This is a genomic window from Oxalobacteraceae bacterium OTU3CINTB1, from assembly GCA_024123955.1.
Lineage (GTDB): Bacteria > Pseudomonadota > Gammaproteobacteria > Burkholderiales > Burkholderiaceae_D > Rugamonas.
Genome location: CP099652.1, coordinates 5,930,595 through 5,954,800 on the forward strand (window position 1 = coordinate 5,930,595; position 24,206 = coordinate 5,954,800).

Annotated in this window: 24 protein-coding genes; 8 read left to right on the forward strand and 16 right to left on the reverse strand. The window is 65.5% G+C overall.

Going from position 1 to position 24,206, the window contains the following annotated elements:
• Position 1 precedes the first annotated feature (1 nt).
• The 4 genes from NHH73_25650 to NHH73_25665 all read right to left on the reverse strand — a co-directional run bounded on the left by NHH73_25650 (position 2) and on the right by NHH73_25665 (position 6,025).
• Positions 2–1,201, reverse strand: a complete 1,200-nt coding sequence (locus NHH73_25650) for an efflux RND transporter periplasmic adaptor subunit (protein USX25913.1) — start codon at positions 1,199–1,201, stop codon at positions 2–4.
• 157 nt (positions 1,202–1,358) lie between these two features.
• Positions 1,359–1,778 carry a nuclear transport factor 2 family protein gene (locus NHH73_25655; GenBank protein ID USX25914.1) on the reverse strand — a complete coding sequence of 140 codons (420 nt, stop codon included), beginning with the start codon at positions 1,776–1,778 and terminating at the stop codon, positions 1,359–1,361.
• Positions 1,779–1,808: 30 nt separating this feature from the next.
• Complete coding sequence (locus NHH73_25660) at positions 1,809–4,898, reverse strand: histidine kinase (GenBank protein USX25915.1); 3,090 nt, start codon at positions 4,896–4,898, stop codon at positions 1,809–1,811.
• Between the two features lie 185 nt (positions 4,899–5,083).
• Positions 5,084–6,025, reverse strand: coding sequence for a LysR family transcriptional regulator (locus NHH73_25665; GenBank protein USX25916.1), 942 nt, complete (start codon positions 6,023–6,025; stop codon positions 5,084–5,086).
• A 191-nt stretch (positions 6,026–6,216) separates the two neighbouring features.
• Here NHH73_25665 and NHH73_25670 point away from each other — a divergent pair, with 191 nt between their 5' ends.
• Genes NHH73_25670 through NHH73_25680 form a run of 3 tightly spaced genes read left to right on the forward strand, consistent with a single transcriptional unit; the run spans position 6,217 to position 9,030 of the window.
• On the forward strand, positions 6,217–7,239 hold the full coding sequence (locus tag NHH73_25670; GenBank protein ID USX25917.1) for an alpha/beta hydrolase: 1,023 nt from the start codon (positions 6,217–6,219) through the stop codon (positions 7,237–7,239).
• A gap of 36 nt (positions 7,240–7,275) precedes the next feature.
• Positions 7,276–7,914 (forward strand): NADPH-dependent F420 reductase, encoded by a 639-nt coding sequence (locus NHH73_25675; protein ID USX25918.1) that lies wholly within the window; start codon positions 7,276–7,278, stop codon positions 7,912–7,914.
• 27 nt (positions 7,915–7,941) lie between these two features.
• Complete coding sequence (locus tag NHH73_25680; protein ID USX25919.1) at positions 7,942–9,030, forward strand: alkene reductase; 1,089 nt, start codon at positions 7,942–7,944, stop codon at positions 9,028–9,030.
• 75 nt (positions 9,031–9,105) lie between these two features.
• Here NHH73_25680 and NHH73_25685 read toward each other — a convergent pair whose 3' ends face one another.
• From NHH73_25685 to NHH73_25700, 4 genes are read right to left on the reverse strand one after another with little or no spacing between them, the layout of a single operon-like run.
• Positions 9,106–9,264, reverse strand: coding sequence for a hypothetical protein (locus NHH73_25685; protein ID USX25920.1), 159 nt, complete (start codon positions 9,262–9,264; stop codon positions 9,106–9,108).
• A 37-nt stretch (positions 9,265–9,301) separates the two neighbouring features.
• Positions 9,302–10,321 (reverse strand): alpha/beta hydrolase, encoded by a 1,020-nt coding sequence (locus NHH73_25690; protein ID USX25921.1) that lies wholly within the window; start codon positions 10,319–10,321, stop codon positions 9,302–9,304.
• A gap of 30 nt (positions 10,322–10,351) precedes the next feature.
• Entirely contained in the window at positions 10,352–10,891 is a 540-nt protein-coding gene (locus NHH73_25695; GenBank protein ID USX25922.1) for a thioredoxin family protein, read from the reverse strand.
• 2 nt (positions 10,892–10,893) lie between these two features.
• Positions 10,894–11,610: a cytochrome c biogenesis CcdA family protein gene (locus NHH73_25700; protein USX25923.1), complete on the reverse strand. Its 717-nt coding sequence runs from the start codon at positions 11,608–11,610 to the stop codon at positions 10,894–10,896.
• A gap of 162 nt (positions 11,611–11,772) precedes the next feature.
• Between NHH73_25700 and NHH73_25705 the strand changes: the two genes are divergently transcribed.
• Both NHH73_25705 and NHH73_25710 read left to right on the forward strand, forming a co-directional pair.
• Entirely contained in the window at positions 11,773–12,510 is a 738-nt protein-coding gene (locus NHH73_25705) for a response regulator (protein USX25924.1), read from the forward strand.
• A complete protein-coding gene (locus tag NHH73_25710) occupies positions 12,507–13,832 on the forward strand; it encodes an ATP-binding protein (protein ID USX25925.1) in 1,326 nt (441 codons plus the stop codon). The genes NHH73_25705 and NHH73_25710 overlap by 4 nt, the downstream gene beginning before the upstream one ends.
• Positions 13,833–13,882: 50 nt before the next feature.
• On the opposite strand, the gene NHH73_25715 is transcribed toward NHH73_25710, so the two are convergent.
• A complete protein-coding gene (locus NHH73_25715; protein ID USX25926.1) occupies positions 13,883–15,049 on the reverse strand; it encodes a mandelate racemase/muconate lactonizing enzyme family protein in 1,167 nt (388 codons plus the stop codon).
• A 104-nt stretch (positions 15,050–15,153) separates the two neighbouring features.
• Here NHH73_25715 and NHH73_25720 point away from each other — a divergent pair, with 104 nt between their 5' ends.
• On the forward strand, positions 15,154–16,050 hold the full coding sequence (locus tag NHH73_25720; protein ID USX25927.1) for a LysR family transcriptional regulator: 897 nt from the start codon (positions 15,154–15,156) through the stop codon (positions 16,048–16,050).
• An 18-nt stretch (positions 16,051–16,068) separates the two neighbouring features.
• Here NHH73_25720 and NHH73_25725 read toward each other — a convergent pair whose 3' ends face one another.
• The 4 genes from NHH73_25725 to NHH73_25740 all read right to left on the reverse strand — a co-directional run bounded on the left by NHH73_25725 (position 16,069) and on the right by NHH73_25740 (position 20,418).
• Entirely contained in the window at positions 16,069–17,169 is a 1,101-nt protein-coding gene (locus tag NHH73_25725; protein USX25928.1) for a porin, read from the reverse strand.
• Positions 17,170–17,412: 243 nt separating this feature from the next.
• Positions 17,413–18,927 (reverse strand): family 43 glycosylhydrolase, encoded by a 1,515-nt coding sequence (locus NHH73_25730; GenBank protein USX25929.1) that lies wholly within the window; start codon positions 18,925–18,927, stop codon positions 17,413–17,415.
• A gap of 148 nt (positions 18,928–19,075) precedes the next feature.
• Positions 19,076–19,705, reverse strand: coding sequence for a peptidase M17 (locus tag NHH73_25735; GenBank protein ID USX25930.1), 630 nt, complete (start codon positions 19,703–19,705; stop codon positions 19,076–19,078).
• 134 nt (positions 19,706–19,839) lie between these two features.
• Positions 19,840–20,418 carry a TetR/AcrR family transcriptional regulator gene (locus tag NHH73_25740; GenBank protein ID USX25931.1) on the reverse strand — a complete coding sequence of 193 codons (579 nt, stop codon included), beginning with the start codon at positions 20,416–20,418 and terminating at the stop codon, positions 19,840–19,842.
• Positions 20,419–20,535: 117 nt separating this feature from the next.
• Between NHH73_25740 and NHH73_25745 the strand changes: the two genes are divergently transcribed.
• Together NHH73_25745 and NHH73_25750 are read left to right on the forward strand one after the other, a co-directional pair.
• Complete coding sequence (locus tag NHH73_25745; GenBank protein USX25932.1) at positions 20,536–21,555, forward strand: NADP-dependent oxidoreductase; 1,020 nt, start codon at positions 20,536–20,538, stop codon at positions 21,553–21,555.
• Positions 21,552–21,962 carry a hypothetical protein gene (locus NHH73_25750; protein ID USX25933.1) on the forward strand — a complete coding sequence of 137 codons (411 nt, stop codon included), beginning with the start codon at positions 21,552–21,554 and terminating at the stop codon, positions 21,960–21,962. Before NHH73_25745 ends, NHH73_25750 begins: the two co-directional genes overlap by 4 nt.
• Before the next feature lie 18 nt (positions 21,963–21,980).
• Here the strand turns inward: NHH73_25750 and NHH73_25755 are convergent, their stop codons facing one another.
• From NHH73_25755 to NHH73_25765, 3 genes are read right to left on the reverse strand one after another with little or no spacing between them, the layout of a single operon-like run.
• Positions 21,981–22,259, reverse strand: coding sequence for a zinc-binding dehydrogenase (locus tag NHH73_25755; GenBank protein ID USX25934.1), 279 nt, complete (start codon positions 22,257–22,259; stop codon positions 21,981–21,983).
• Positions 22,260–22,293: 34 nt separating this feature from the next.
• The gene (locus NHH73_25760; GenBank protein ID USX25935.1) at positions 22,294–23,034 is read right to left on the reverse strand and encodes an SDR family oxidoreductase; all 741 of its coding nucleotides are present in this window, start codon (positions 23,032–23,034) and stop codon (positions 22,294–22,296) included.
• Positions 23,035–23,036: 2 nt separating this feature from the next.
• Positions 23,037–24,188 carry an alkene reductase gene (locus NHH73_25765; GenBank protein ID USX25936.1) on the reverse strand — a complete coding sequence of 384 codons (1,152 nt, stop codon included), beginning with the start codon at positions 24,186–24,188 and terminating at the stop codon, positions 23,037–23,039.
• Positions 24,189–24,206: the final 18 nt, after the last annotated feature.

Below are 24,206 nucleotides of genomic sequence, written 5' to 3' on the forward strand. Positions count from 1 at the left end.
GTTATTCCTTCGCGCCGGCATCGGCCGCCGCCATCTTCGGCGCCGCCGGCTTGGCCGGTGCGCCGTCCGCCGTCATCGGCACGATTTGCGGCGCCACCACGGCGCCCGGCTGCACGCGCTGCAAGCCGTTGACGACGACCTTCTCGCCGGGCTTGAGGCCGGAGCGCACCACGCGCAAGCCGTCGACCAGCGGTCCCAGCTTGACTTCGCGGTACTCGGCCTTGTTGTCCGCGCTGACGACGAACACGAATTTGCGGCTTTGGTCGGTGCCGACGGCGCGGTCGGTGATCAGCAGCGCGCGCTGCTCGTCTCCGCCGCCGATTTGCACGCGGGCGAACAGCCCCGGCGCCATGCTGCGGTCGCTGTTGGCGAAGACCGCCCGCATGCGCACGCTGCCGGTCCGCGTGTCGAGCTGGTTGTCGACGAATTCGAGCTTGCCTTCGTGCGGGAAGCCTTCCTCGTTGACGAGCCCCACCCTGACGTTGACCGGACGGCCGGCGTAGGCGCGCGCGGCGACGCGCTGGTAGGTCGCCTCGTCGCCGTCGAAGCTGGCGTAGACGCGGTCGAGCGAGACCACGGAAGTCAGGATCGCGTTCGAGTCGACCAGGTTGCCGAGCGTGATTTCCGCCTTCGACACACGGCCGTTGATCGGCGACATCACCTTGGTGTATTCCAGGTTCAGGCGCGCGGCCTGGGCTTGCGCTTCGGCCGCGCCGGCGTCCGCTTCCAGCTGCTTCTGGCCGGAAGCGCGTTCATCGTATTCGCGCTGGGCGATGGCCTTGTCGCCCAGCAGACGCTCGGCGCGGGTCAGTTCCAGGCGCGCCAGTTCGGCTTTCGCGCGCGCCGACCTGGCGGCCGCCTCGGCCCGGTTGGCTTCGGCCTGGTAGGGGCGCTGGTCGATGATAAACAGCACATCGCCCTTCTTCACCTCGGCGCCGGGCGCCACATTGACGGCGGTGATGAAACCGGACACGCGCGGGCGTATCTCGACGCGCTCGATGGCTTCGAGCCGCCCCGAGAATTCCTGCACATCGCTGACGGCCTTCTCGACGCCGACGGCGGCGGCCACGGCCGGGGCGGCCGGCGCCGCCGCCGCCGCGTTGGTGTTCTTGCCGCATCCCGACAGCAGCGCGGCGCCGCCGGCGCCCGCGACCAGCGCGATCAACAGCGCCCGTCGGGCGGTGGTGTCCTTTATCTTCATCTCTATTTCCTTTGTGATTTTCAACCAAGCTATCTGGCAGCTTATAGGTTTGTAGTCACACCGAAAATCCACGGCCGAGGCATTTTAGATGTGCCTCCACGGCACAAATCAGGGCGTTGAAGAGATGAGACCGGGCCGGACGGCTAACCGGCCAGGGCTACGGCTGTGGCGCGGCGCGGCCTTTCACGGCCGCCAGCTGGCGGTCGAAATCGGCCGGATAGAAGTAGTCGCGCCAGACCGTGATCTCGCCGTTCTCGACCGTGATGGTGCCCATCACCGGCAGCGTGATGACGCCGCCATCGACATGCCGGAACACGTCGATCCTCTCGTTGAGCACCACGTTGCCGGCCGCCGCGATATGGGTCACCTTCCAGTCCAGCAGGAAGTCGGTGCCGATGCCGAAGCCGCGGTGAAATTTCTCGACCTCGGCGCGGCCGATGATGTCGGGGAACGGCACGTTATCGTAGAGCACGTCAGCGGACAGCATCGCCAGCGCGGCCTCAATGCGGTTGTTGCTCCAGTGAGAGAAGAAGACTTCGGCGATCTGCACCGGGGTGGCGGTCGGAATGGATGACATGTGAGCCTTTCGTTTAGGTTGGGTCGACGGTTAAGAACGGGCAAACAGGTTATGCACGATGGCGCGCAGCCAGCGGCGGATATTGAACTCCTCGGGCATCATGTAGGCGCGGCTGGCGGGGACCGTCAGCACGATGCGCGTGCCGCCGCCGGTCTGATTGGCGATGTCCAGCGAGCCGCCGAGGGCGGCGGCGCGCTCGCGCATGCCGGTCAGGCCCCAATGTCCCTCGCGCCCGCCCGCGTCCAGCACCGCGCCGGGCATGCCGACGCCGTCATCGGCGATCGACAACACGAAGTGCTCGCTGCCGTAGCCCAGCGCCACCTCGACGTGGCTGGCCGCCGCGTGGCGGTAGGCGTTGAACAGCGCCTCGCGGCCGATGCAATAGATCGCCGGCCGGGCGATCGCATCAAGCGGGCGGAAGCCTTCCGGCACCGCAATGGCGAAGCGCGGGCCGAAATCGCGTTCCAGCGACTGGCCGAAGCCGGACAGCGCGGCGGCGATGTCGTCGCCCGCCGCCGGCGCCGTGCGCAGGTTCATCAGTTCGTCGCGGCCCTGCGCCATCACGGTGCCGGCCTGGTCTAGGATGGCGTCGATGCGCCCGCGCTCCTGGCTCTCGGGCGGCAGGCGCTTGGCCACGCTGGCCACGCGCAGCACCACGCCGTGCAAGCCTTGCAGCAGGGTGTCGTGCAGCGCCCGGGCGATGCGCTCGCGCTCGGCGAGTCGCTCCTGCATCAACTCGCCGTAACGGCGCGCCAGCAGGCGGGCCTTGAACACGTACAGCCGCCACAGCAGCAGCAAGGCGGCGACCACGCACAGCGCCCGGAACCACATAGTCTGCATGATTTTCGGCTCGATATAGAAGGATACGGACGCGCCTTGCAAGTTCCACACACCGTCGTTGTTGGAGGCGATGACGCGGAATGTGTACTTTCCCGGCCCCAGGTTGGTGTAACTGGCCGAGCGCCGGCTGCCGCCGTCGCGCCAGGCGCCGTCGACGCCCTCCAGCCGGTACTGGAAGCGCATGCGCTCCGGGTCCTGGTACGACAGCGCGGTGAAATCAATCTCCAGCGCACGGGTGCCCGCAGGCAGGCGCGCGCCGCCGGTTGTGGCGTAGGCGGCTTCGCCTGCGTGCAGCGAAGTGACGACCACGGGCGGCACCAGCGCGTTGCGCGGTAGCTTTTCGGGCTGGAAGGCGTAGACGCCGCCCGTGGTCGAGAACCACAAGGTGCCATCGTCGCTGCGGGCGGCCGACGGCAGCGGGAACAAGGGACTGGTCGAACCGGTCAAGCCGTCGCGGTAGTCGAGCCGGTCGAACCGCACCGCGTAGCGCGGCTCGCGCACCACCCGCGCCAGTTCCTTCGGGCCGATGCTGGTGATGCCGCTGCCGCCGTTGATCCACAAGGTACCGTCGCGGCCGAATATCAGGCCGGTGATGCCCGCCAACGGATCGCCCTCGGCGCCGACGATGGGATGGAAACGGCTGCCGTCGAAATAAGCCAGGCCGTTCTCGCCGCCGATCCACGCGCCGCCGGCCACCGGCAGGATCTGCATGACCGTGCCGACGGTCACCCCGTCGGCCTTGCCGTAGTGGCGCACGCGGCCGTCGGCAACCACGGCCAAGTGGTTGTTGACCGAACCAAGCCATACAGGCCCGCGCGGGTCGGCGGCGATCACGGAAGCGGCGAACGTTGCCATTCCGGCGATGCCGCCACCAAGCGCCCACTGGCCGGCGCGCAGCGTATAAAATCCGGCGCGCCCGAAACTGATCCACAAGGCCCCGGCCCGGTCTTCCGTCAGCGAATAGACGAACCGGTTGACGTCGATGCCCGGCGGCAGCGCGACGCGCTGGCGCACGCCGTCGCGCAGGACAAACAACGGCCCCTCGTCGCCACCCATCCAGACGTTGCCGTCGGCAGCCCGGTAGAGCGCGGTATTGACCATGCCCATCTCGAGTTCCGGGGCGAACGGCCTGGCGGGCGCGTTCGGGGCGGGCAAATAGGAACGGTCGACCCAGGCGCTGGCGCCGGGACCGCCGGCGATCGGCCGCGCGGTGATACCGGCGTTCTTGGGCAGCTTCACCGTTTCCAGGCGCGGCGCGCGGAAGCGGTCCAGGCCATTCTCGGTCCCCACCCAAACGTTCTGCTCGCGATCCTGGAACAGCGCGTACGCCTCGACCCCGCTCAGGCCGCGCTCCGGCCAGGTTCGCTGCGACGGCTTGCGGAGACCGGCGTGCGCGGTGCGCACCAGGTCCGGCGCCGAGACGAACCACGTATAACCGTCGTGGTCGAAGAAAAAGCGGCCGACGAGATCGTCGATGTTCCAGCGCAGCGGTTTACCCTGAGCCGGGCCGGCCAGCATCTGCAGCCCGCGCACGCGTCCATCGCTGGTCCACACGCTGCCGTCCGGATGACGGGCCAGCCAGCCAACGCTGTCGGTATTGCGTTGAACGAATTTGTCGGCGCCCCGGGCCAGCGAATAGATCCCCTGGCTGCTGCGCACCCACAACACGCCACGGTCGAACAGCAACGCCAGCGCATATTCCTGGGGCGCATCCGACGACCGCTCAGGATGATGCCAGCGCGCGTCGCCATCCAGATAGAACAGGCCGCCGGAGGTCGCCACCCACAGGCGGCCATTGTCGTCCTCGGCGGCGTCGAAAATCGTTCCACGCGGCGTGTCCGGCTGCTCCAGCCGGAAATGCTTCATCCGGCCCTTGGTCATCATACTGAAGCCGCCGTATTTGTAGCCTACCCACAAAGTACCATCGCGCAGCAGGCCGATGGCGGAGACGGCCGACGTCAGCGGTCCATCCTCTCCGCTGGCGCGCAGGAAGCGCACGCCGTCGAACTTGTACAGGCCCGAGGAGCTGCCGATCCAGATCCAGCCGTCGGGCGTCTGCGTGATGCCGCTGATGCCGGCCGGCGCGCCGTCACGCGCGGTCCAGCTGGTGTGCAGCAGCTCGATGACCGGCGACATGCGCCGGCCGATCTCGGTGGCCGAGGCGAACGGCGCCAGGCCGGCCGCCATCCACAGCAGCAAGGCCAGCAGGGCGCGTGCCGGCGCGCCGGACAAACTGGCGCGGCGGAGCCGCGAACGGAAGTGGAAGATGGGGCCGATCATAAAGTGCCGTGGAAGAGACGCGATTCGAATTCGGCCTGAGTCCAAACCGAAGGACGCGGCCCTGCCAGTCACGTTGATCGGCGTGGCGCAGAATACTGTCACCGCGCGGCCCGGGCAAGGCGCAATGGTGTCGTTTCACTTTTTCCACGAAGGCACAAATAACCGGGCCCCGGCGTGGCCGACGCTTAGTCGGTGCCCACGATCACATCCCACGGCGCCGGCGAAGGGAATAGCTCGATCAAAAATTCAATGAAGGCTTTGACGTTGGGGCTGCCCCGGCGGCTTTCCGGCCACACCGCCGAGATGGTGAAGCGCTCGACCGCCAGCGCGGGCAGGATGGGCACCAGCAGCCCTCGCTCGACAAAGGAGGCGGCCGCGTAGGTCGGCGAAATGCCGATGCCGCCGCCGGCGACGACGGCCGCCATCACGCCGTCGGTGGTGTCGATGATGATGCCGGCGCTCGGCGTCATCTCCACCAGCCGGTCGCCGACCTGGAACGGCCAGCGCAGCGCCTGGCCGGAGCTCTGATAGCGGAAGTTCACGCACTCGTGCTCGAGCAGGTCGTCGATCGCCAGCGGGGTGCCGTGCTGCGCCAGATAGCTGGGGGCCGCGAACGCGCACAGGCGATGGGGGGCGAGCGGGCGCGAAATCATGCGCGAGTCGCCCGGCGCGCCGACCCGGATGGCGACGTCGATGCCCTCCTCGACCAGGTCGTTGTACAGGTCGCCCATGCGCAGGTCGATCGTGACCTTCGGGTAGCGCTGGCGAAAGCGCGGCAGCGCGCCGGCCAGGATGTGCGTGCCGATGGGCAGCGGCGCGGTCACCCGCAGCAGCCCCGACGGCTCGGCGCGCGCGCTGGCGGCCGCCTGTTCGATCTGCTCGACCTCCTGCAGCAGGCGGCTGGTGCGCTCCTGCAGATCGAGTCCCTCGGGCGTGAGCGTGAGGGAGCGCGTGGTGCGCACGAACAGTTTGAGCTTGAGCTGCTCCTCGAGGCGCAGCACGCTTTTACTGACGGCCGAGGGCGACACCCCCAGCGAACGCGCCGCCGCCGTATAACTGCCGAGTGAGGCGGTACGGGCGAAGGCGATGAGCCCGGTAAGGCTTTCTAATCCGATTTTTGCTGACATGGCACAATTAAATCAACCTCAAGCGCTATTGTCAATCCGGAGGAAGTAACAACAAAGAAACAACCGGGCGGCGCGGCCGCCATTTGTGCCATTTGGGAACTTCTAAAACGATGCCCGCCTCTCTTGTTGGCGTTCCCGCACGGCGGTAACGTGCAGTCCTCGGAAACGATAACCCAACCAGAAGGTACAAAATGAATCTCCCTACCAAAACCGTGGCTGCATCCCTCCTGTCGCTCGCCAGCCAGGCCGCCCTCGCCGCCGATGTGCCGCCCGTCCCGGAACGCAACGTCCAGGCCTTCCTCAAGGTGCTCAACAGCGGCACCGGCAAGCCGATCGAGCAACTCAGCCCGAAGGACGCGCGTCAGGTGCTGGTCGGCGCCCAGGCCAGCGTGCCGACCGATCTGTCGTCGGTTGAAGTGAGCAACAAGACCGTCACCCAGGACGGCCAAAAGATCGACCTGACCATCGTCCGGCCCAAGAACGCCAAAGGCGACACGCCGGTGTTCATGTTCTTCCACGGAGGCGGCTGGGTGCTGGGCGACTTCCCGACCCACTCGCGCATGGTGCGCGACCTGGTCGACAATTCCGGCGCCACCGCCGTCTTCGTCAACTACACGCCGTCGCCGGAAGCCAAGTACGGCGTCGCGATCAAGCAAGCCTACGCGGCCACCAAGTGGGTCGCCGCGAACGGCAAGGAAATCAAGGTCGACGGCAAGCGCCTGGCCGTGGCCGGCAACAGCGTCGGCGGCAACATGGCGACCGTGGTCAGCATCATGGCCAAGCAGCAGGGCCAGCCGAAAATCAGCGCGCAGGTGCTGTTCTGGCCGGTGACCGACGCCAACTTCGACACCGCCTCCTACAACCAGTTCAGCAATGGCTACTTCCTCAGCAAGGGCATGATGCAGTGGTTCTGGGACAACTACACCACCGACGCCAAGCAACGCGCCGAAATCACCGCCTCGCCGCTGCGCGCGTCGACCGAACAGCTCAAGGGCCTGCCGCCGACCCTGATCCAGACGGCTGAACTCGACGTGCTGCGCGACGAGGGCGAAGCCTACGGCCGCAAGCTCGACGCCGCCGGCGTCGATGTCACCATAACGCGCTATCCCGGCCTGATCCACGACTACGGCCTGCTGAACGCGCTGGCCACCGTGCCGGCGGTCAAGGCGGCGATGCGCCAGGCCGGCAATGAGCTCAAGACCCATCTGAAGTAACCGCCCGCCAATCTACGCATCATCCAGGAGGAAGCTATGCAATACGCAATTATCGGTTCGGGCGCCATCGGCACGGCCATCGCGCGCCAGTTCGCCCGCCAAGAGCTGCCGGTGCTGGTGGCCAATACCCGTGGTCCGGGCAGCCTGGCGGCGCTGGTCGACGAACTCGGCCCGGCCATCGTGCCCACCGCCCTGCACCAGGCGCTCGCCGCCGACATCGTCTTCCTGGCCGTGCCGTTCACCGCGGTCCCGGACGCGTTGAAAGACGCGCCGGCCTGGAACAACCGCATCATCGTCGACACCACCAACGCCATCGACTTCATCGATTTTTCGCCCGCCAACCTGGGCGGCCGCCCGTCCTCGGATATCGTCGCCGAGGCGGCGCCCGGCGCGCGGCTGGTGAAATCGTTCAACACGCTATTCGCCACTATCCTTGGGCGCCAGCCCGGCGAGGCCGGCGGCAGGCGCGTGTTGTTCCTGTCCGGCGACGATCCGGCCGCCAATCGCACCCTGGCCGAACTGATCGAGCGCTTCGGCTACGCGGCGATCGATCTCGGTCCGATCGCGGCCGGCGGTATGCTGCAGCAATTCGGCGGACCGCTGACCACCCACAGCATGCTGCTGCAAAAGCAAGGCGGCGCCTCGCTGCCGGAGATGGATGTCATCGACGGCTAAGCTGTCATCACTAGAAAGAGAGCCGCCATGCCGTCACTTTTCGATCCGGTTCAACTCGGTGCGATCGCCGCGCCCAACCGCGTGCTGATGGCCGCGCTTACGCGCGGGCGCAATACCCGGGAGCACGTCCCCACGGCGATGATGGTGGAATACTATCGTCAGCGCGCCAGCGCGGGCCTGATCATTTCCGAGGCGACCGGCATCAGCCGCCAGGGATTGGGCTGGCCTTACGCGCCGGGATTGTGGAGCGACGAGCAAGTGGCGGCGTGGCGTCCGGTCACCGACGCGGTGCACGCGGCGGGCGGGCGCATCTTCTCCCAACTGTGGCATATGGGACGGGTGGTCCATCCGTCCTTCCTCGGCGGGCAGGCGCCGGTTTCCGCCTCGGCGAGCACGGCGCCCGGCCTGGCCCACACCTATGACGGCAAAGTCCCCTACACTGAGGCGCGGGCCCTTCGCACCGATGAAATCACGGACATCGTGCGCGCCTTCCGTGTGGCCGCGCGCCACGCGCGCACCGCCGGTTTCGACGGCATACAGCTGCACGCCGCGAACGGCTACCTGCTCGACCAGTTCCTGCGCGACGGCGCCAACCGGCGTAACGACGCCTACGGCGGCGGCATCGACAATCGCATCCGCCTGCTGCGCGAGGTGACCGAAGCGGTGGCGCTGGAAATCGGCGCCGACCGGACAGCGGTGCGCCTGTCGCCCAACGGCGAGATCCAGGGCGTCGACGACAGCGATCCGGCGGCGCTGTTCTGCGCCGCCGCCAAAGCGCTGTCAGACCTCGGCATCGCCTTCCTCGAAATCCGCGAGCCGAGCGCGCCGCGCATCGACGCTATGCACCCGACCATCCTGCGCCCGCCCATCGCGCCGTTGATGCGCGCGGCGTTCAAAGGGCCGGTTGTGCTCAATACCGGATACGATGGCCGCAGCGGCCAGGCCGCCCTCGACGCCGGCCTGGCCGACGCGATCGCCTACGGCAGGCCATTCCTGGCCAATCCGGATCTGCCACACAGGCTGGCGACAGGCGCGGCGCTGAACCTGGACCAGGAGGCGACCTGGTACAGCCGTGGTGAGCAAGGCTACCTCGATTACCCAAGGCTCGACAAGTAGCAGCGTTGCGCACGCCGGTTCTCACGACGGACTTCGGTCTGCGTGAGGCACATAGCGTGCCGACTGATTGCTCACCTACATCCCAACGACACGGCACCGGCATCGGGTGGAAGAACTGACGTTGACTAACTCGCCAACCGGATGGCGACGTCGATATTCCCGCGCGGCGCCGTCGCGGCCGCCGGACGTGGTGTGTGTGCCGCCGGTGTACAGCGTTTTTTCAGTGTGGTTCATGATCGTTTCCTCTGTGTGTGAGTAATATGTGTGAGGTTCAGTTCAATTTCGCCACATCGAGAATGGCCCGGGCGAAGGCCTGCGGCGCTTCCTGCGGCAGGTTGTGGCCAATACCGCCGGTCACCAACCTGTGTTCATACTTGCCCGTGAATTTTTTCGCGTAGTTCTTCGGATCGGGATGCGGCGCACCATTGGCGTCGCCCTCCATCGTGATGGTGGGCACGCCGATGTCGGGAAAACGCGCCAGTTGGCGCTCAAGATCATCATAGCGGGCCTCGCCCGGCGCCAGTCCCAGCCGCCAGCGGTAGTTGCCGATCGAGATGGCGACGTGGTCCGTGTTGTCGAGAGACGCCGCGGACCGGGCGAATGTGGCGTCGTCGAATTTCCATTGCGGCGAGGCCAGCTCCCAGATCAGGCGCGCAAACGCGTGGGTGTTGGCGCGGTAGCCCTGTTCCCCGCGCTCGGTGGCGAAGTAGTACTGGTACCACCATTGCAGCTCCGCCTTGGGCGACAGCGGCGCGCGGTTTGCCTCCTGGCTGCCGATCAGGTAACCGCTGACCGACACCAGCGCCGTGAAGCGTCGCGGCCACAACGCCGCCAGGGTGCCGGCGATCCTGGCGCCCCAGTCGAAGCCGGCGACGATGGCCTGGTCGATCTTCAGCACATCCATGAAGGCGACGGCGTCGGCGGTGAAGGTCGCCTGTTGGCCGTTACGGGGCGTGTGGGGCGACAGGAACCGCGTGCTGCCATAGCCGCGCAGATGCGGAACGATGACGCGGTATCCCGCCGCGACCAGGATAGGCGCCACGTCGACGAAGGCATGGATGTCGTAGGGCCAGCCGTGCAGCAGCAGTATCGGCATGCCGTCGGATGGCCCCATGTCGACGTACCCGACGTCGAGCAGGCCGGCGTTGATCTGCCGTAGCGCAGGGAAAGCGTTCGCCGGCGACAGCGTAGCGGCAAAGGCGCCTCCCACATAGCCGATCTGGCTCGCGGCCAGCCCCAGCGCAGCGGTGTTCAAAAAGCTGCGGCGTTTCATGTTGGTGAGTTCAGTCATGATGATTCCTTTCGATAGCGTGAAAACGGATTACTGGGGCATTACCGCCGGTTCGGCCAGCAAGGTGCGGATCTTCGCCTCGGTCGCCGCGTACTCGCCTTCGCCGAAGTGCTGGTAGACCACCTTGCCCTGCTTGTCGATCAAATAGAAGGCGGGCCAATACTGGTTGTTGTACGCGCTCCAGGTGGCGTACTTGTTGTCCTGCGCGACCGGGTACGTGATGCCGAAACGCTTGATCGCGGTCTTGACGTTGTCGGTCGAGCGCTCGAACGGATATTCCGGAGTGTGGACGCCCACCACCACCAGGCCCTGGTCCTTGTACTTCTCGTGCCAGCTTTTCACATAGGGCAGCGTGCGGATGCAGTTGATGCAGGTGTAGGTCCAAAAATCGACCAGCACCACCTTGCCGCGCAGCTGGCGCATGGTCAGCGGCTCGCTATTGAGCCATTGCTGGATGCCGGTGAATTCCGGCGCCGTCATCGGAGCGACCGTCGCTGCCGTTGCCACTGCGGTGAAGGCGGCGGTCGACAAGACGACGGCGGCCAAGGTGGTTTGGAAAACGGATTTCATGTTTAATATCCTTTCAGGGTAGGGGAAAAGTCGGCAAGGGCCGCGTAGATCACAACGTCGTACTGGAAGTAGATGGCGATCCCGGTCAGCAGGATCAGCACACCGAATACCTGGATCAGGCGATGGGAGTGGCGCGCCAGCATCCGGACCCGCGTCGCCATGAACTGGCCGCCGTAGGCGATCGCCAGCATCGGGATGCCGGCGCCGAGGGCGTACATCACCAGCAGGGTGGCCGACCAGCCGAGGTCCTGCGCCTTGGCGACCAGCACCAGGATCGACGCCAGCACCGGACCGGCGCACGGCGTCCACACGGCGCCGAGGGACATGCCGAGCACGAAGCCGCCGGCGTTGCCGCTGCTGCCATCGGCCGATGGGCCGGCGCGGTTCAGGAAGCCGCCCATGCGGGCCATCAGCCATTCGTAGGGCTGGCGCCACAACATCAGCAAGCCGGTTAACATCAGCATCGCGATGCCCACCAGGCGAAGCGTCTCGTGGGCGACGACGACGTGCTGCGAGGCGCTGGCCAGCAGCATGCCCAGCGCGGCAAAGGTCAGCACGAAGCCTGCCACGATGAACAACGGACGAATGCGGTTTTTAAGCTGATCGGCGCGCTGCAAAGTGCTGCCCAATACGATGGGCAGGATCGGCAGCACGCAGGGAGAGGCGATGGTCAGCACGCCGGCGAGCGTCGCCAGCGGCAGTTCGATAAGGTTGTTCATGGCTTGCCCTCCTGTTTTGGAAGACTCCATTTAACCGGTGCGGTGTGTATCGGCTGTGTCCAAAACCACGGCTTTTGCAATGTTGTGTGTACAGGGTCGATCCGGATACACTGGGATACAAAGCGGGTAATGGAGCCCTCTTTCACGGGTTAAGATGCGTCCATGGAAAATACAGACCACATCCTCATCGTCGACGACGACCGCGAAATCCGCGAGCTGCTGGCCGCTTATCTGGAAAAGAACGGCATGCGTGCCACCGTGGCGGCGAACGGCCGCCAGATGCGCGCGCTGTTGGAACAACAGAACTTCGATCTGCTGGTGCTGGACCTGATGCTGCCCGGCGAGGACGGCCTGACCCTCTGCCGCGAACTGCGCGCCAGCAAATGGCGCGCCCTGCCCGTGCTGATGCTGACCGCGCGCGGCGAGGAGACCGACCGTATCGTCGGTTTGGAGATGGGCGCCGACGATTACCTGACCAAGCCTTTCGCGGTGCGCGAGCTGTTCGCCCGGATCCGCTCCGTGCTGCGCCGCGCGCGCATGCTGCCGCCGAATATGCAGGTCGACGAGCCGGGGCAGTTCATCACCTTTGGCGAATGGAGGCTGGACACCGTCGGCCGCCACCTGCTGGACCGCGCCGGCACGGTGGTCTCGCTGAGCGGCGCCGAATACCGGCTGCTGCGCGTGTTCCTCGACCATCCGCGCCGAGTGCTCACGCGCGACCAGCTGCTCAACCTCACGCAAGGGCGCGACGCCGACAGTTTCGACCGCTCGATCGACCTGCTGGTGAGCCGCCTGCGCCAGCGGCTGTTGGACGACGCGCGCGAGCCGCGCTACATCAAAACCCTGCGCAGCGAAGGCTATGTGTTCTCCTCCGAGGTCGATCTCGGAGGCGCGGCATGACCAGGCTGCATTGGCCACGCACGCTGTTCACGCGCCTGACGCTGATCCTGTTCATCGGCCTGGCCGCGGCGCATGCGATGTCATACTGGCTGATCGTCAGCGAACGGCGCGAAGCGACCACCGGTTTGATGCTCGGCTATCTGGAGCAGGACGTCGCCAGTTCGGTGGCGTTGCTGGATCGTCTGCCCGCTAGTGAACGGTCCGAATGGTTGCCACGGCTGGAGCGCCGCAGTTATCGATTTTCACTGGGACCGGGCGACACTGGCCATGCGCCGGACACCGAGCTGTCGAAGCGGGCCGCCGCCTCGTTCGTCAAGTCCATCGGCAAACAGTACCCCGTCACGGCAAGCGCCGTGCCGGGGCACCCCAACCGCGTGCAGGCGCATGTGACGCTAAGCGATGGGACAAAGCTGATCATCGACATGCGTCCGAACGGCCTGCCGATTCCGGCGTGGCTGCCGACGGTGCTGCTGTTGCAGCTCGCGTTGCTGGCGGTGGTCACATGGTATGGCGTGCGGCTGGCGACCCGCCCGCTGGCACAACTCGCCGACGCAGCCGACCGTCTGGGACCCGATCTCAATGCCGACCCGGTCGCCGAAGATGGGCCGCTGGAGGTGGCACGCGCGGCGCGCGCCTTCAACGCCATGCAGGACCGCATCGGCGCGCATCTGAACGAGCGCACGCAGATCCTGGCGGCGATTTCGCACGACCTGCAAACGCCGATCACGCGCATGCGCATGCGCGCCGACATGATGGATGACGACATCCAGCGCGAGAAAATGAACCGCGATCTGATCGAGATGGAGATGCTGGTGCGCGACGGCGTGGCTTATGCGCGCACGCTGCACGGCACGTCGGAAGCGGCGTGCCGTGTCGATCTGGACTCGCTGCTGGGTAGCCTGGTTGGGGACTATCTGGATGGCGGCCATCCAGTCAAACTGGAAGGCCAAACCGGCGCGTCGGTGGTCACCCGCCCGCACGCGCTACGCCGGGTGCTGGGCAACTTGATCGACAACGCACTGAAGTACGCCGGATCGGCGGACCTGCATGTCGATAGCGCCGATGGACAATTGACGATCCGCGTGCGCGATCACGGCACCGGCATCCCCGACGATGAATTGGACAACGTCATGCAGCCGTTCTACCGCCTCGAAGCCTCGCGCAACCGCGACACCGGCGGCACGGGCCTTGGCCTGGCGATAGCGCGTCAGCTGGCGCAAGCGATCGACGCCACGCTCACCCTGCGCAACCATCCCAAAGGCGGCCTCGAAGCCACCCTCACTGGGGTCAAGTCTGACATTCAGACACGACCTCTTCCCTAAAGGCGCCCTGCTCATGGGCTCGTGTCCAAATGACAGACTTGACCCCGGAGTTAGTCGGCCAGCTTGACCATTTCGCGGTACAGGTCGGCCTTGCCTTCGAAGCCGATGCCCGGCAGTTCCGGCAGCATGATGTGGCCGTTCTCGACCTTGACGCCGTCCGGGAAGCCGCCGTATGGCTGGAACAGGTCGGGGTACGATTCGTTGCCGCCCAGGCCCAGCCCGGCGGCGATGTTGAGCGACATCTGGTGGCCGCCGTGCGGGATGCAGCGCTTTGGCGACCAGCCGTGCTCGCGCAGCATGTCGAGCGTGCGCAGGTATTCGACCAGGCCGTAGCTGAGCGCGCAATCGAACTGCAGCCAGTCGCGGTCGGCGCGCATGCCGCCGTAGCGGATCAGGTTGCGCGCGTCCTGCATCGAGAACAGGTCTTCGCCTGTCGCCATGGGATTCTTGTAGTAGTTGCGCAAGGTCGCCTGCAGTTCGAAATCGAGCGGGTCGCCCGGCTCCTCGTACCAGAACAGGTCGTACTGCGACAGCGCCTTGGCGTACTGGATCGCGGTGTCGAGGTCGAAGCGGCCGTTGGCGTCGACCGCCAGCTTCTGGCCGTCCTGCAGCACGCTCAGCACCGAATCGATGCGGCGCAGATCCTCGTCCAGCGAGGCGCCGCCGATCTTCTTCTTGACCACCGTGTAGCCGCGGTCGATGTAGCTGCGCATCTCGTCCTTGAGCTTGTTGTGGTCCTGGCCCGGATAGTAGTAACCGCCGGCGGCGTAGACGAAGATGTTGCGGTCGGCCTTGCCGTCGCCGTAGCGGTCGGCAAGCAGCTGGAACAGCGGCTTGCCTTCGATCTTGGCGACCGCGTCCCATACAGCCATGTCGATGGTGCCGATCGCCACCGAACGCTCGCCGTGCCCGCCCGGCTTTTCGTTGGTGAACATGCAGTTCCAGATCTTGTGCGGGTCCAGGTTGTTGCCGCTGTCGTCGATCAGGCTTTGCGGATCGGCTTCGAGGATGCGCGGGATGAAGCGCTCACGCATCAGCTTGCCTTGGCCGTAGCGGCCGTTCGAGTTGAAGCCATAGCCGATCACCGGCTTGCCGTCGCGGATGACGTCGGTCACCACCGCCACCAGGCTCAAGGTCATCTTGCTGAAGTCGATGTAGGCATTGCGGATCGGGGAGCTGATCGGGACGGTTTTTTCGCGGATTTCAACAATTCTCATGGTAAGTCTCCTGGGGTGGGGCGCTGAACTGAGCCAATAACATCAGCTTACTCTTAAATTTAACTGCTAATATTCACTTCAATTTAATCCTTTATTCACTTTAAATGAAAATTGAGACCGCACCCGATCTGGCGTTTTTCGTGCTGCTGGCGAAATTGGGCAGCATGTCGGCCACCGCCCGCGAACTGGGCGTCACGCCGCCGGCCGTCACCAAGCGCCTCAGCCTGATGGAGCAAAAGCTCGGCGTGCGGCTGGTCAACCGCACCACGCGGCGCATCAGCCTGACCAACGAGGGGGAGACGTATCTGGCGCAGTCGACGCAGATCCTGCACCAGATACGCGAGATGGAGGAATCGATTTCCAGCGGCCGCGCCGCGCCCAAGGGACTGCTGCGCGTGAACGCCACGCCAGGCTTCGGCCGTACCCGTATCGCGCCGATGGTCTCGCGCTTCGCGCACGCGTATCCTGAGGTGGAGGTGGAACTGCATCTGACCGACCGGCCTATCAGCTTGGTGGAGGAGGCCTACGATCTGGCGATCCGCTTCGGCGAACTGCCGGACACCCGCCTGACCGCGCGCAAGCTGATGTCGAACAAGCGGTTTTTGTGCGCGTCGCCGGCGTATCTGAAAAAAGCCGGCGAGCCGCAAACCCCGGCCGAACTGCACCAGCACCGCTGCATCCTGCACCGCCAAAACGACGACGTCTACGGCACCTGGAGGCTACAGAAAGGCAAAGCGGTGGAGCTGGTGAAGGTGCGCGGCGCGGTCTCGAGCAACGACGGCGACATCGTGATGAACTGGGCGCTGGACGGCCACGGAATCGTCCAGCGCTCCGAGTGGGATGTGGCGAAGTACCTCGAGAGCGGCCGCCTGAAGGAAATCATGAAGGACTACAGGCTGCCGGACGCGGATCTTTACCTGTACTACCTTAGCCGCAGCAACCTGCCGGCCAAAGTCCGCGCGTTCATCGACTTCCTCGTCGAGGAGTTCAGCCCCGCTTGACCGTGAACGAAGCCGCGATCAGAACGCGTAACGAATACCTGTGGCCACGCCCGACTGGTTCAGGCCCTGCCCTACCGTGCCGCCGACGTCGAGCGGGATCGCGGCCCGGCCGGAGTTGTTCATCCGTCCAAGCAGGCAGTAGACCGCCGTTCGCTTCGACAGGGAGTACGTCAGGCGCAGCGAGGCCAGGGTCGAGTCGCTGTCGCTACCCTTGACCGCCAACCGCGATAGCTGCGCATCCAGCGTGAACTTCGGCGTCAGCGGATAGCTGCCGCCCAGGTAGTACAAGTTCGATTCGAGGTCGTTGACGCGCGTGGCGGCCACCCGCTTGCGCGCGATGATGCCGCTGCCAAGGCGCAGCTTCCCGACCATCGCATAGCCGTTCAAAGTGATGCGGCGGTCGTTGCTGTCGCTGGTGGTCAGTCCCGCCGCCGCACCGGTGTTACCGTACATGATGTCGTAGCTGACAGTGGCGCCCAGGCGATCGTTGTCGTAGCCCAGCATGGCGGTCGCCTGGCGGCAGGCTTTCGCGTCGCCGGCCACCTCGCCGGGACAATTGGTGGCCGGCGGCCCGCCGGCGGCCGAGCCGTCGCGCCCGAAACTGTAGGTGGCGCCGGCCGTGAAATCGCCGAAATTACCGAGATAACCGATCGCATTGTCGCTGCGGGCGTTGGGAATGTAGGGATCGATGCTCCCCAGGCTGAACAGGTTGGGGCCCAGCACGTCCGACTTGGCGACCGCGATGGACGTCATGTTCACTTGCCGGCCGAGCGTCAGCGTGCCGTAGGCGCCCCTCAGGCCGACGGAGGCTTGGCGGCCGAACAGCCGGTCGCCCTGCCCCATCAATCCGTTGTCGACATGCAGGCCCGCCTCCAGCGTGAACACCGCCTGCAAGCCGCCGCCGAGGTCTTCGACGCCACGGAAACCGACCCGCGACGGCATGCTGCCAGTCAGCGTGGGCATCTTGGCGATGGCGTCGCCGGCCGCGTTGGCGTTGGTGGTGTAGACCACGCCGCTATCGAGCAAGCCATAGATATTCACGCTGCTTTGCGCCATCGCCCCGTGGGTGGAGAGGCTGCCGAAGCAGGCGAAGGCGCAAGCGTATGCTGTCTTGTTCATTACATCGTATCCAATATCGTTGGTGTGAGCCTCCTTGCACATTTCGCGACGAGTGGCGAAATAATTGTACAGTACAAACAATGACTTGGATACAAAACATGAACCTAGGATAACTCATATTATCCAAAAGACATCTTCGTGATTAGTCCGGCGACAAGGGTACCTTACACAACATTACGATTCTCATATACTTTCAACCCTGCATGCGACCGCCACGCATGCATGGCGGCGCTGGTGCATCCGCTAGTTTTTAGTGAACGAGAAGTCGTCGACATTGATCCAGTTGCCGGCGTTCGCCACCTGGTACATGCCGATGGTGGCCTTGCCGTTGGTGACCTGGATGTTGGGTATCGTGACCTGCGTCCAGTTCGGGATCGCCCTGTTGATGCTCGACACGAGCTCGGCGCCGCCGAAGTTTTTCACATAGACGCGGGCGATGCTCTGCCCGCCGCTGCTTTTCACCCAGGCGCTGAGCGTGTAGGTCCCGTTCGGCAGTCCCGTCAAATCCTGGTAGCGGCTGGCCGAGTACGCGGCGGTGTAATACTGCTCGGCGTTCCAGCGCCCGGTATGCCCGCGCAGCAAATTGTTATTCGGATCGGCGTCGGTCAGATTGGTCCACGTGGTCCAGCCGGCCAGCGCGTTCTGGCGCACCCGGTCCGCTTCGAAACTCGGATTAATGGCGTAGTTGTTGCCCGCGCCGACAGTCCACGTCCCCGTCGCCGCGTCCAGGTTGAACTGGCTCAGCGAATTGAAGCGCGGCGTGGCGCCGTTGAACGACAGCGGCACCCACTGGTTGTAGCCGATGCCGTTGCCGGCGAAATCGCCCCAGCGGTCGCCCGCATACAGCACCGTGCTGGCCGCGCTGCCGTTGACCTGAATGAAGAAGCCATTCTGCGACACATGCGAGAAGTCGCCCTGCGAACCGTCCAGCACGAATTCGGCCGTGTAGGGACCATTGATCGCGTTGGCGGAGCGGCAGTAGGTTTGCGACGCGTTCCATCCGTGCAAATCGGACGAGCAGAAGTAGTACACCCCGGCATGCTTGAACAAGGCGTTGCCCTCGCGGCCGGCGCTGTTCAGTGCGATATTGACGGCGGGCTCGATATACAACGAATCGGACGCGCGTATCCGCGCCACGTATGAGCGCGCGCGGCCGTTGGCGTTGCTGAAGATCAGATACGACGAGCCGTCGTCATCCGTGTAGATCGTCTGGTCGCCGGTGGCAGGCGTGACCACGTTGGTGATCTGCGGCTGGATGTGGTCGAACACGAAGGGGCCGACCGGCGTGCTGCTGGTGGCGAACAGCACGCCGCTGCCCAGCGTCGGCGACCAGATCTGCGAGAGCAGCACGTATTTATTGGTGTTCTTGTTGTAGACCACGCCCAGGCGGCCGATCCAGTTGCCCGATTCCCACGGCCCGCCGACCGGCCCGGTGGATGCGGCGTTGCCCTCGAACTTCCAGCTGGCGAGATCGGTCGATGAATAGACGGTAATCGCGTTGAAGCCGGTGTTGCTGTTGGAGGACACCGGATTGGCCGCGTACGTCACCGCCCCGTCGTATTTGACGCCGTACCAGTAATAAGTCGCGCCGACCTTGAGGATGCCGCCGCCCTGCGAATAGATCGGGTTGTTGTTGGTGTCACGCCAGAACGTATCGTTCTTGATCAGTTTGGGCGCGGCCTGCGCCGGTGAAATTAACATTGCCGCCACGGCGGCAACCGCCATGCAGCGGCCCATCAAAGCCAGAAAAGTCGTCATTGTCGTTCTCCAAGAAATAAAACAGTTCGAAATGCACGACCCGGCCACGCGGGCTTTGAACGCTCCTCGTTCAGTGCATTGACCGACTGTAATAGTTCGACAACGGGTTCCTGCTCAATCTTGTGATTTTTTGTCGATTGTCGCCAGCTCAATACCGCGCGAACGCGGCCGCGAACGCCTGCGCCGCGCCGGCCACGCGTGCCGCGCCCACGTCGAAGGTGCAATGACGCAGCGCGGGTGCCGGCGCCAGCTCCGCCTTGGCCAATGCCAGCTCGGCGCGCAAGGCGCTCTGCATGCCGTCCAACATCACCGCCGGCATGTCGAGCGCGGCGTTGTCGGTGTGGCCGGCGTCGAGCACGCTGGGCGCGAAGGCCATCGAGCGGGCTCCATGGCGAATCGCCTCGCGCATGGCGACGCGGGTGGCCTGGCGCAGCCGTTCCGCGTCCAGCGTGGCCGGATCGCCCAGCCCGATCACCAGCACCGCGCGCGGCGGCATGCCCGGCGGCGGCGACGCGATCAACATGGTTTCCATCGGCTGCGCGCGGAAGGCGCCGGCGGCGCGCATGCGGGTCAGGTGGCCGCCCAGCGCCTGGTCCAGTCCCAGCAGTCCGCCGGCAATGGGCGCGCCATCGACTTCGTGCTCGAACATGCAAGCGACGCTGAAGTCGACATCGGCATAGGCCGGCCCCCAGGCGACCACGTCGAAGACGACCCCATCGGTGGTGCCGATCGGCAAGCGTACGGGCGTGGAAGTTGCGGCGTGGTCGGTGGCGGTCATGGTTCGGTCTCGATATTGGCGAAAGGCCCGATCTTACCGCCGCGACGCACCGTACCGAACCCGCCAAAAGGCAGGGAAAACGGAAAAATCAGCCCTTGCGGACACCGGCGATTCGCCCTGCCGCGACCGGATTGTCACGCTGCGGCCGGCGTCCCGTCGGCGCAGGCGCCCGGCGCCAGGATCGCACTGGCGATCACCCCGAACAGGTGGTCCGCGCGGGCGGCCAGCGAGGGTTGATCGTTGAGCCATCCGAGCGCGCCGACCAGCGCGAACAGATCGGCGCCGTCGATGTCGGCACGCGCCTCGCCCTCGGCCTGCGCGCGCGCCAACAGCCGGGTGCCAGATGCCTTCATCGTCACGCACGAGGCGTGCAGCGCCGAATCCGGATCGTCAATGGCCGCCGTCATCGACGCGATCACACCGCGATGGTCATGGGCGATGGAGACGATCTCGCGCAACCACGCAACCAGCGCGGCGCCGGGCGAGTCAGAGGAATCGAGTTCTCCTGCCCGGACGGTCAGCCGATCGAAGATTTTTCCCAGCAGCGCGGCGAGCAGCGCTTCCCGCGTCGGAAAGTGACGGTAAAGCGTGCCGATGCCGACGCCGGCCCGGCGGGCGATATCGCGCATTGACGCCTCGGCGCCCTGCTCGGCGACGACCTCGCGTCCGACTTCAAGCAAGTGATCGTAATTTTTCTGAGCGTCAGCGCGCATGGTTCCCACTTGACAAACGGAGCAATGCTCCATATATTGTAAATAAGCGGAGCGATGCTCCGCATATAGGGAGCACTGTTCCGGTAACAACCCCTATTCTTGACGAAGGATTAAGCGATGTCAAATAACACGATGAAAGCGATTCGGCTGCACGCGTTCGGCGGCCCCGAGGTACTGCGCTACGAAGACGCACCGAAACCACAACTAAAAGCAGGCGAGCTGCTGGTTCGCGTCCACGCGGTAGGCATCAATCCGCCGGACTGGTACCTGCGCGACGGCTACCGCTCGTTGCCGCCTGAGTGGCAACCACCGGTGGCGCTGCCGGCCATTCCCGGCACCGACATCTCCGGCGTAGTCGAAGCGGTGGCGCCGGACGTGACTGGTTTCGCCATCGGTGACGAGGTGTTCGGCATGGTGCGCTTCCCAAGCTTCGGCGATAGCGCCGCGTATGCCGAGTACGTGGCCGCGCCTGAGTCGGACCTGGCGCGCAAGCCGGCCGGCATCGACCACGTTAGCGCAGCGGCGGCACCGATGGCCCTGCTGACGGCATGGCAGTTCCTGATCGCGCTGGGACACAACCATCCAAACCCGCTGCAACCGCAACGTCATGTCCCGGTACCGCTCGAAGGCAAAACGGTGCTGGTTAACGGCGCCGCCGGCGGCGTGGGCCATTTCGCGGTGCAGTTGGCGAAGTGGCGCGGCGCCCGCGTGATCGCGGTGGCCTCGGGCGGACATGAATCATTCCTGCGGGACTTGGGCGCCGACGAATTCATCGACTACACGAAAGTGAAACCAGAAGGCGCCGTGCAGGACGTCGACCTCGTGCTCGACACCGTCGGCGGTGCCGCCACGGGCCGCTTCCTGCGCACGCTCAAGCGCGGCGGCGCCTTGTATCCGGTGTACCCGCTGGGATACACCGGCGCCGACGAGGCGGCCAAGGCCGGCTTCACGGTGTCGACGACGCAAGTGCGCTCGAGCGGCGCGCAACTGGCCGAGCTGGCCACCCTGCTCGACGCCGCGGCCATCCGCGTGGCCATCGACAGCACCTTCCCGCTGGCCGAAGCACGCGCCGCGCACGAACGCGCAGCCAACGGGCACATCCGGGGCAAGATCGCACTGACGGTAGCCGCCGCATGAAGATCCTGCATGGCACGACGGCATGGTTCGACATGGTAGGGGCGCTGATGAAGGACGCCGCCGCGCAGGCGGCGCTGCCCGCCGACTTCAACGTCAGTTTGGTGGAGCGCTATACCGACGGGGTCCAGCTCGGCGCGGGGCTGGCGCAAGGACTGCGCTTCGAGATCGTCGGCGGCAAACCGTCTTTCCGGCTCGGGGCGGGACCAAACGAACAGGCGGACATCACTGTCGAGGTCACCGTGGCCGGCTCGCGCCAGCTCAACACCTTGCACGGCGCCGACCCGCGCTTTTCCGCCGCGCTGGCCAAGCTGCAAAGCACCGGTCAACTGAAAATCGATGGCGACCTGGCACGCCTCGGCGGATGGTTCGACGGCGTGCATGACCAGATCGTCCAGCGCACCCGATAGTACAACCTGGCGGCGGCCTCAGTCCCCGACCTTGATCACGATCTTGCCGAACGGGCCGCGCGCCAGGTGCTCGAAAGCCTGCACGGCGTCCTCGAACGCATATACCTTGTCGATGACGGGCTTGATGCCGTGCTGCTCCAGGAAAGGAATCATGCGGTCGAACGACGTGCGGGGCGCCACCGCGATGCCCCGGATCGTCGTTTGACGGAAAATCACCCGCATCAGCTGGAGTTGCGTGGTCTGGCCGGTGAGGAAGCCGACCTGCGCGATCACGCCGGCGGCCTTGGTCGCCCGCACCGACGCCAGAGTAAGGCATCGTTTTACCCTACCGTCAGAACACCTGGCGCGTCGGCCGCAGCACGATCTCATTGATGTCGACATCGGCCGGCTGCTCGATCGCGTAGGCGACCGCGCGCGCCACCGACGATGCGGGAATGGCTTGCTTGTAAAAGTCCATCACCGTTTCCGCCGCCGTGCCCGAGGTGCTGTGTTTCAGATCGCTGTCGACGGCGCCCGGCGCGATCGATGTCACGCGGATCTGGTCGCCCACTTCCTGGCGCAGTCCTTCGGTAATGGCCGAAACGGCGAACTTGGTGCCGGAATAAACCGTTCCGCCCGGCGCGAAGACCTTGATGCCGGCCACCGAGCTGAGGTTGATGATGTGGCCGCCCTGCTGCGCGAGGAAGCGTGGCAGCACGGCGGCGATGCCGTACAACGTCCCCTTGAGGTTGACGTCGATCATCGCGTCCCACTCGTCGGTATTGACCTCGGACATGGGCCGGATCGGCATCAGTCCCGCGTTGTTGATCAGCACGTCCAGCTTGCCGAAATCGGCGACTGCGGCTGCCACCACGGCCTCGACCTGTTGCTTGTCGGTGACGTCGAGGCTGTAGGCTTTGGCGGTGCCGCCAGCCGCTTCAATTTCAGCCACGACCTGGTCCAGCTTGTCCTTGCGGCGCGCGGCGATCGCCACTTTGGCGCCACGGCTCGCCAGCAGGCGCGCCACCTCGGCGCCGATGCCGGTGCTGCCGCCGGTGATCAGCACTACTTTGTTTGCGATATTGTCGTTCATGATTATTCCTTGTTGGTTGTGATGGAGGTTGTTTCGGCAAACGCCGGGTAGTCTGTGTAGCCCTGCTCCGCACCGCCGTACATCGTCGCCGGATCGACCGCGTTCAGCGGCCAGTCGTTGGCGATGCGCGCCGGCAGGTCCGGGTTGGCGATGAACGGCCGGCCGAACGCGATCAAATCAGCCAGTCCTGTTTCCAGCAAGCGCTCGCCGCGCTCGGCCGTGTAGCGACCGGCGTAGACGATGCGGCCGCTGAAGGCTTGCCGCACCTCGCGCCGAAATTGCTCGGGCAGGTCGGGCGCGTGGTCCCAGTCCGCCTCGGCGATCGACAGGTAGCCAACGCTGGCCTGCTCCAGCACCTTGATGGCCTCGATGTAGGTGGCGTGCGGATCGTCTTCGACGAAGCCGATATAGACGCGGTCCTCGTCGGTGCTGGTGAACAGTGGCGTGAAGCGCACGCCCATGCGTTCCGGCCCCACGACGGCAGCGACGGCATCCACGACTTCGCGCAGGAAGCGCAGGCGCTTCTCCAGCGAGCCGCCGTATTCGTCGGTGCGCGTGTTGGCGTGGCCGGAAATGAACTGGTTGACCAGGTAGCCGTTGGCGGCATGGATCTCGACGCCGTCGAAGCCTGCTTCGAGCGCATTACGCGCCGCCTGGGCGTACAACTTGACCAGCTCCGCGATCTCGGCCACGCTCAATTCGCGCGGCACGGAAGGCGCCACCAGCGTGCCGGCGCCGGGACCGGTTTCGATGAAGGCTTTAGCATTCAGCGCCGGCAAGGCGGACGGCGCGACAGGCGCGGCGCCACCGGGTTGCAGCGCCGTGTGCGAGACGCGTCCGACATGCCACAGCTGCGCGTAGATCACGCCGCCTTCGGCATGGACCGCGCGGGTCACCTTGCGCCAGCCGGCGATTTGCGCCGGGCTGTAGATGCCCGGCGTCCAGGCGTAACCCTGGCCGCGCGGCTCGATCTGCGTGCCCTCGCTGACCATGAAACCGGCGCTGGCGCGCTGGCTGTAGTACTGCGCCATCAGGTCGGTGGGAACGTCGCCGGGTTGGGCGGCGCGCTGGCGCGTCAGCGGCGGCAAGACGATGCGGTTGGCCAGCTGGTGGCGTCCCAATGTGACGGGTTCGAGGAGTTTTTTGTTATTCACTGTGTGCCTTTGATTGGA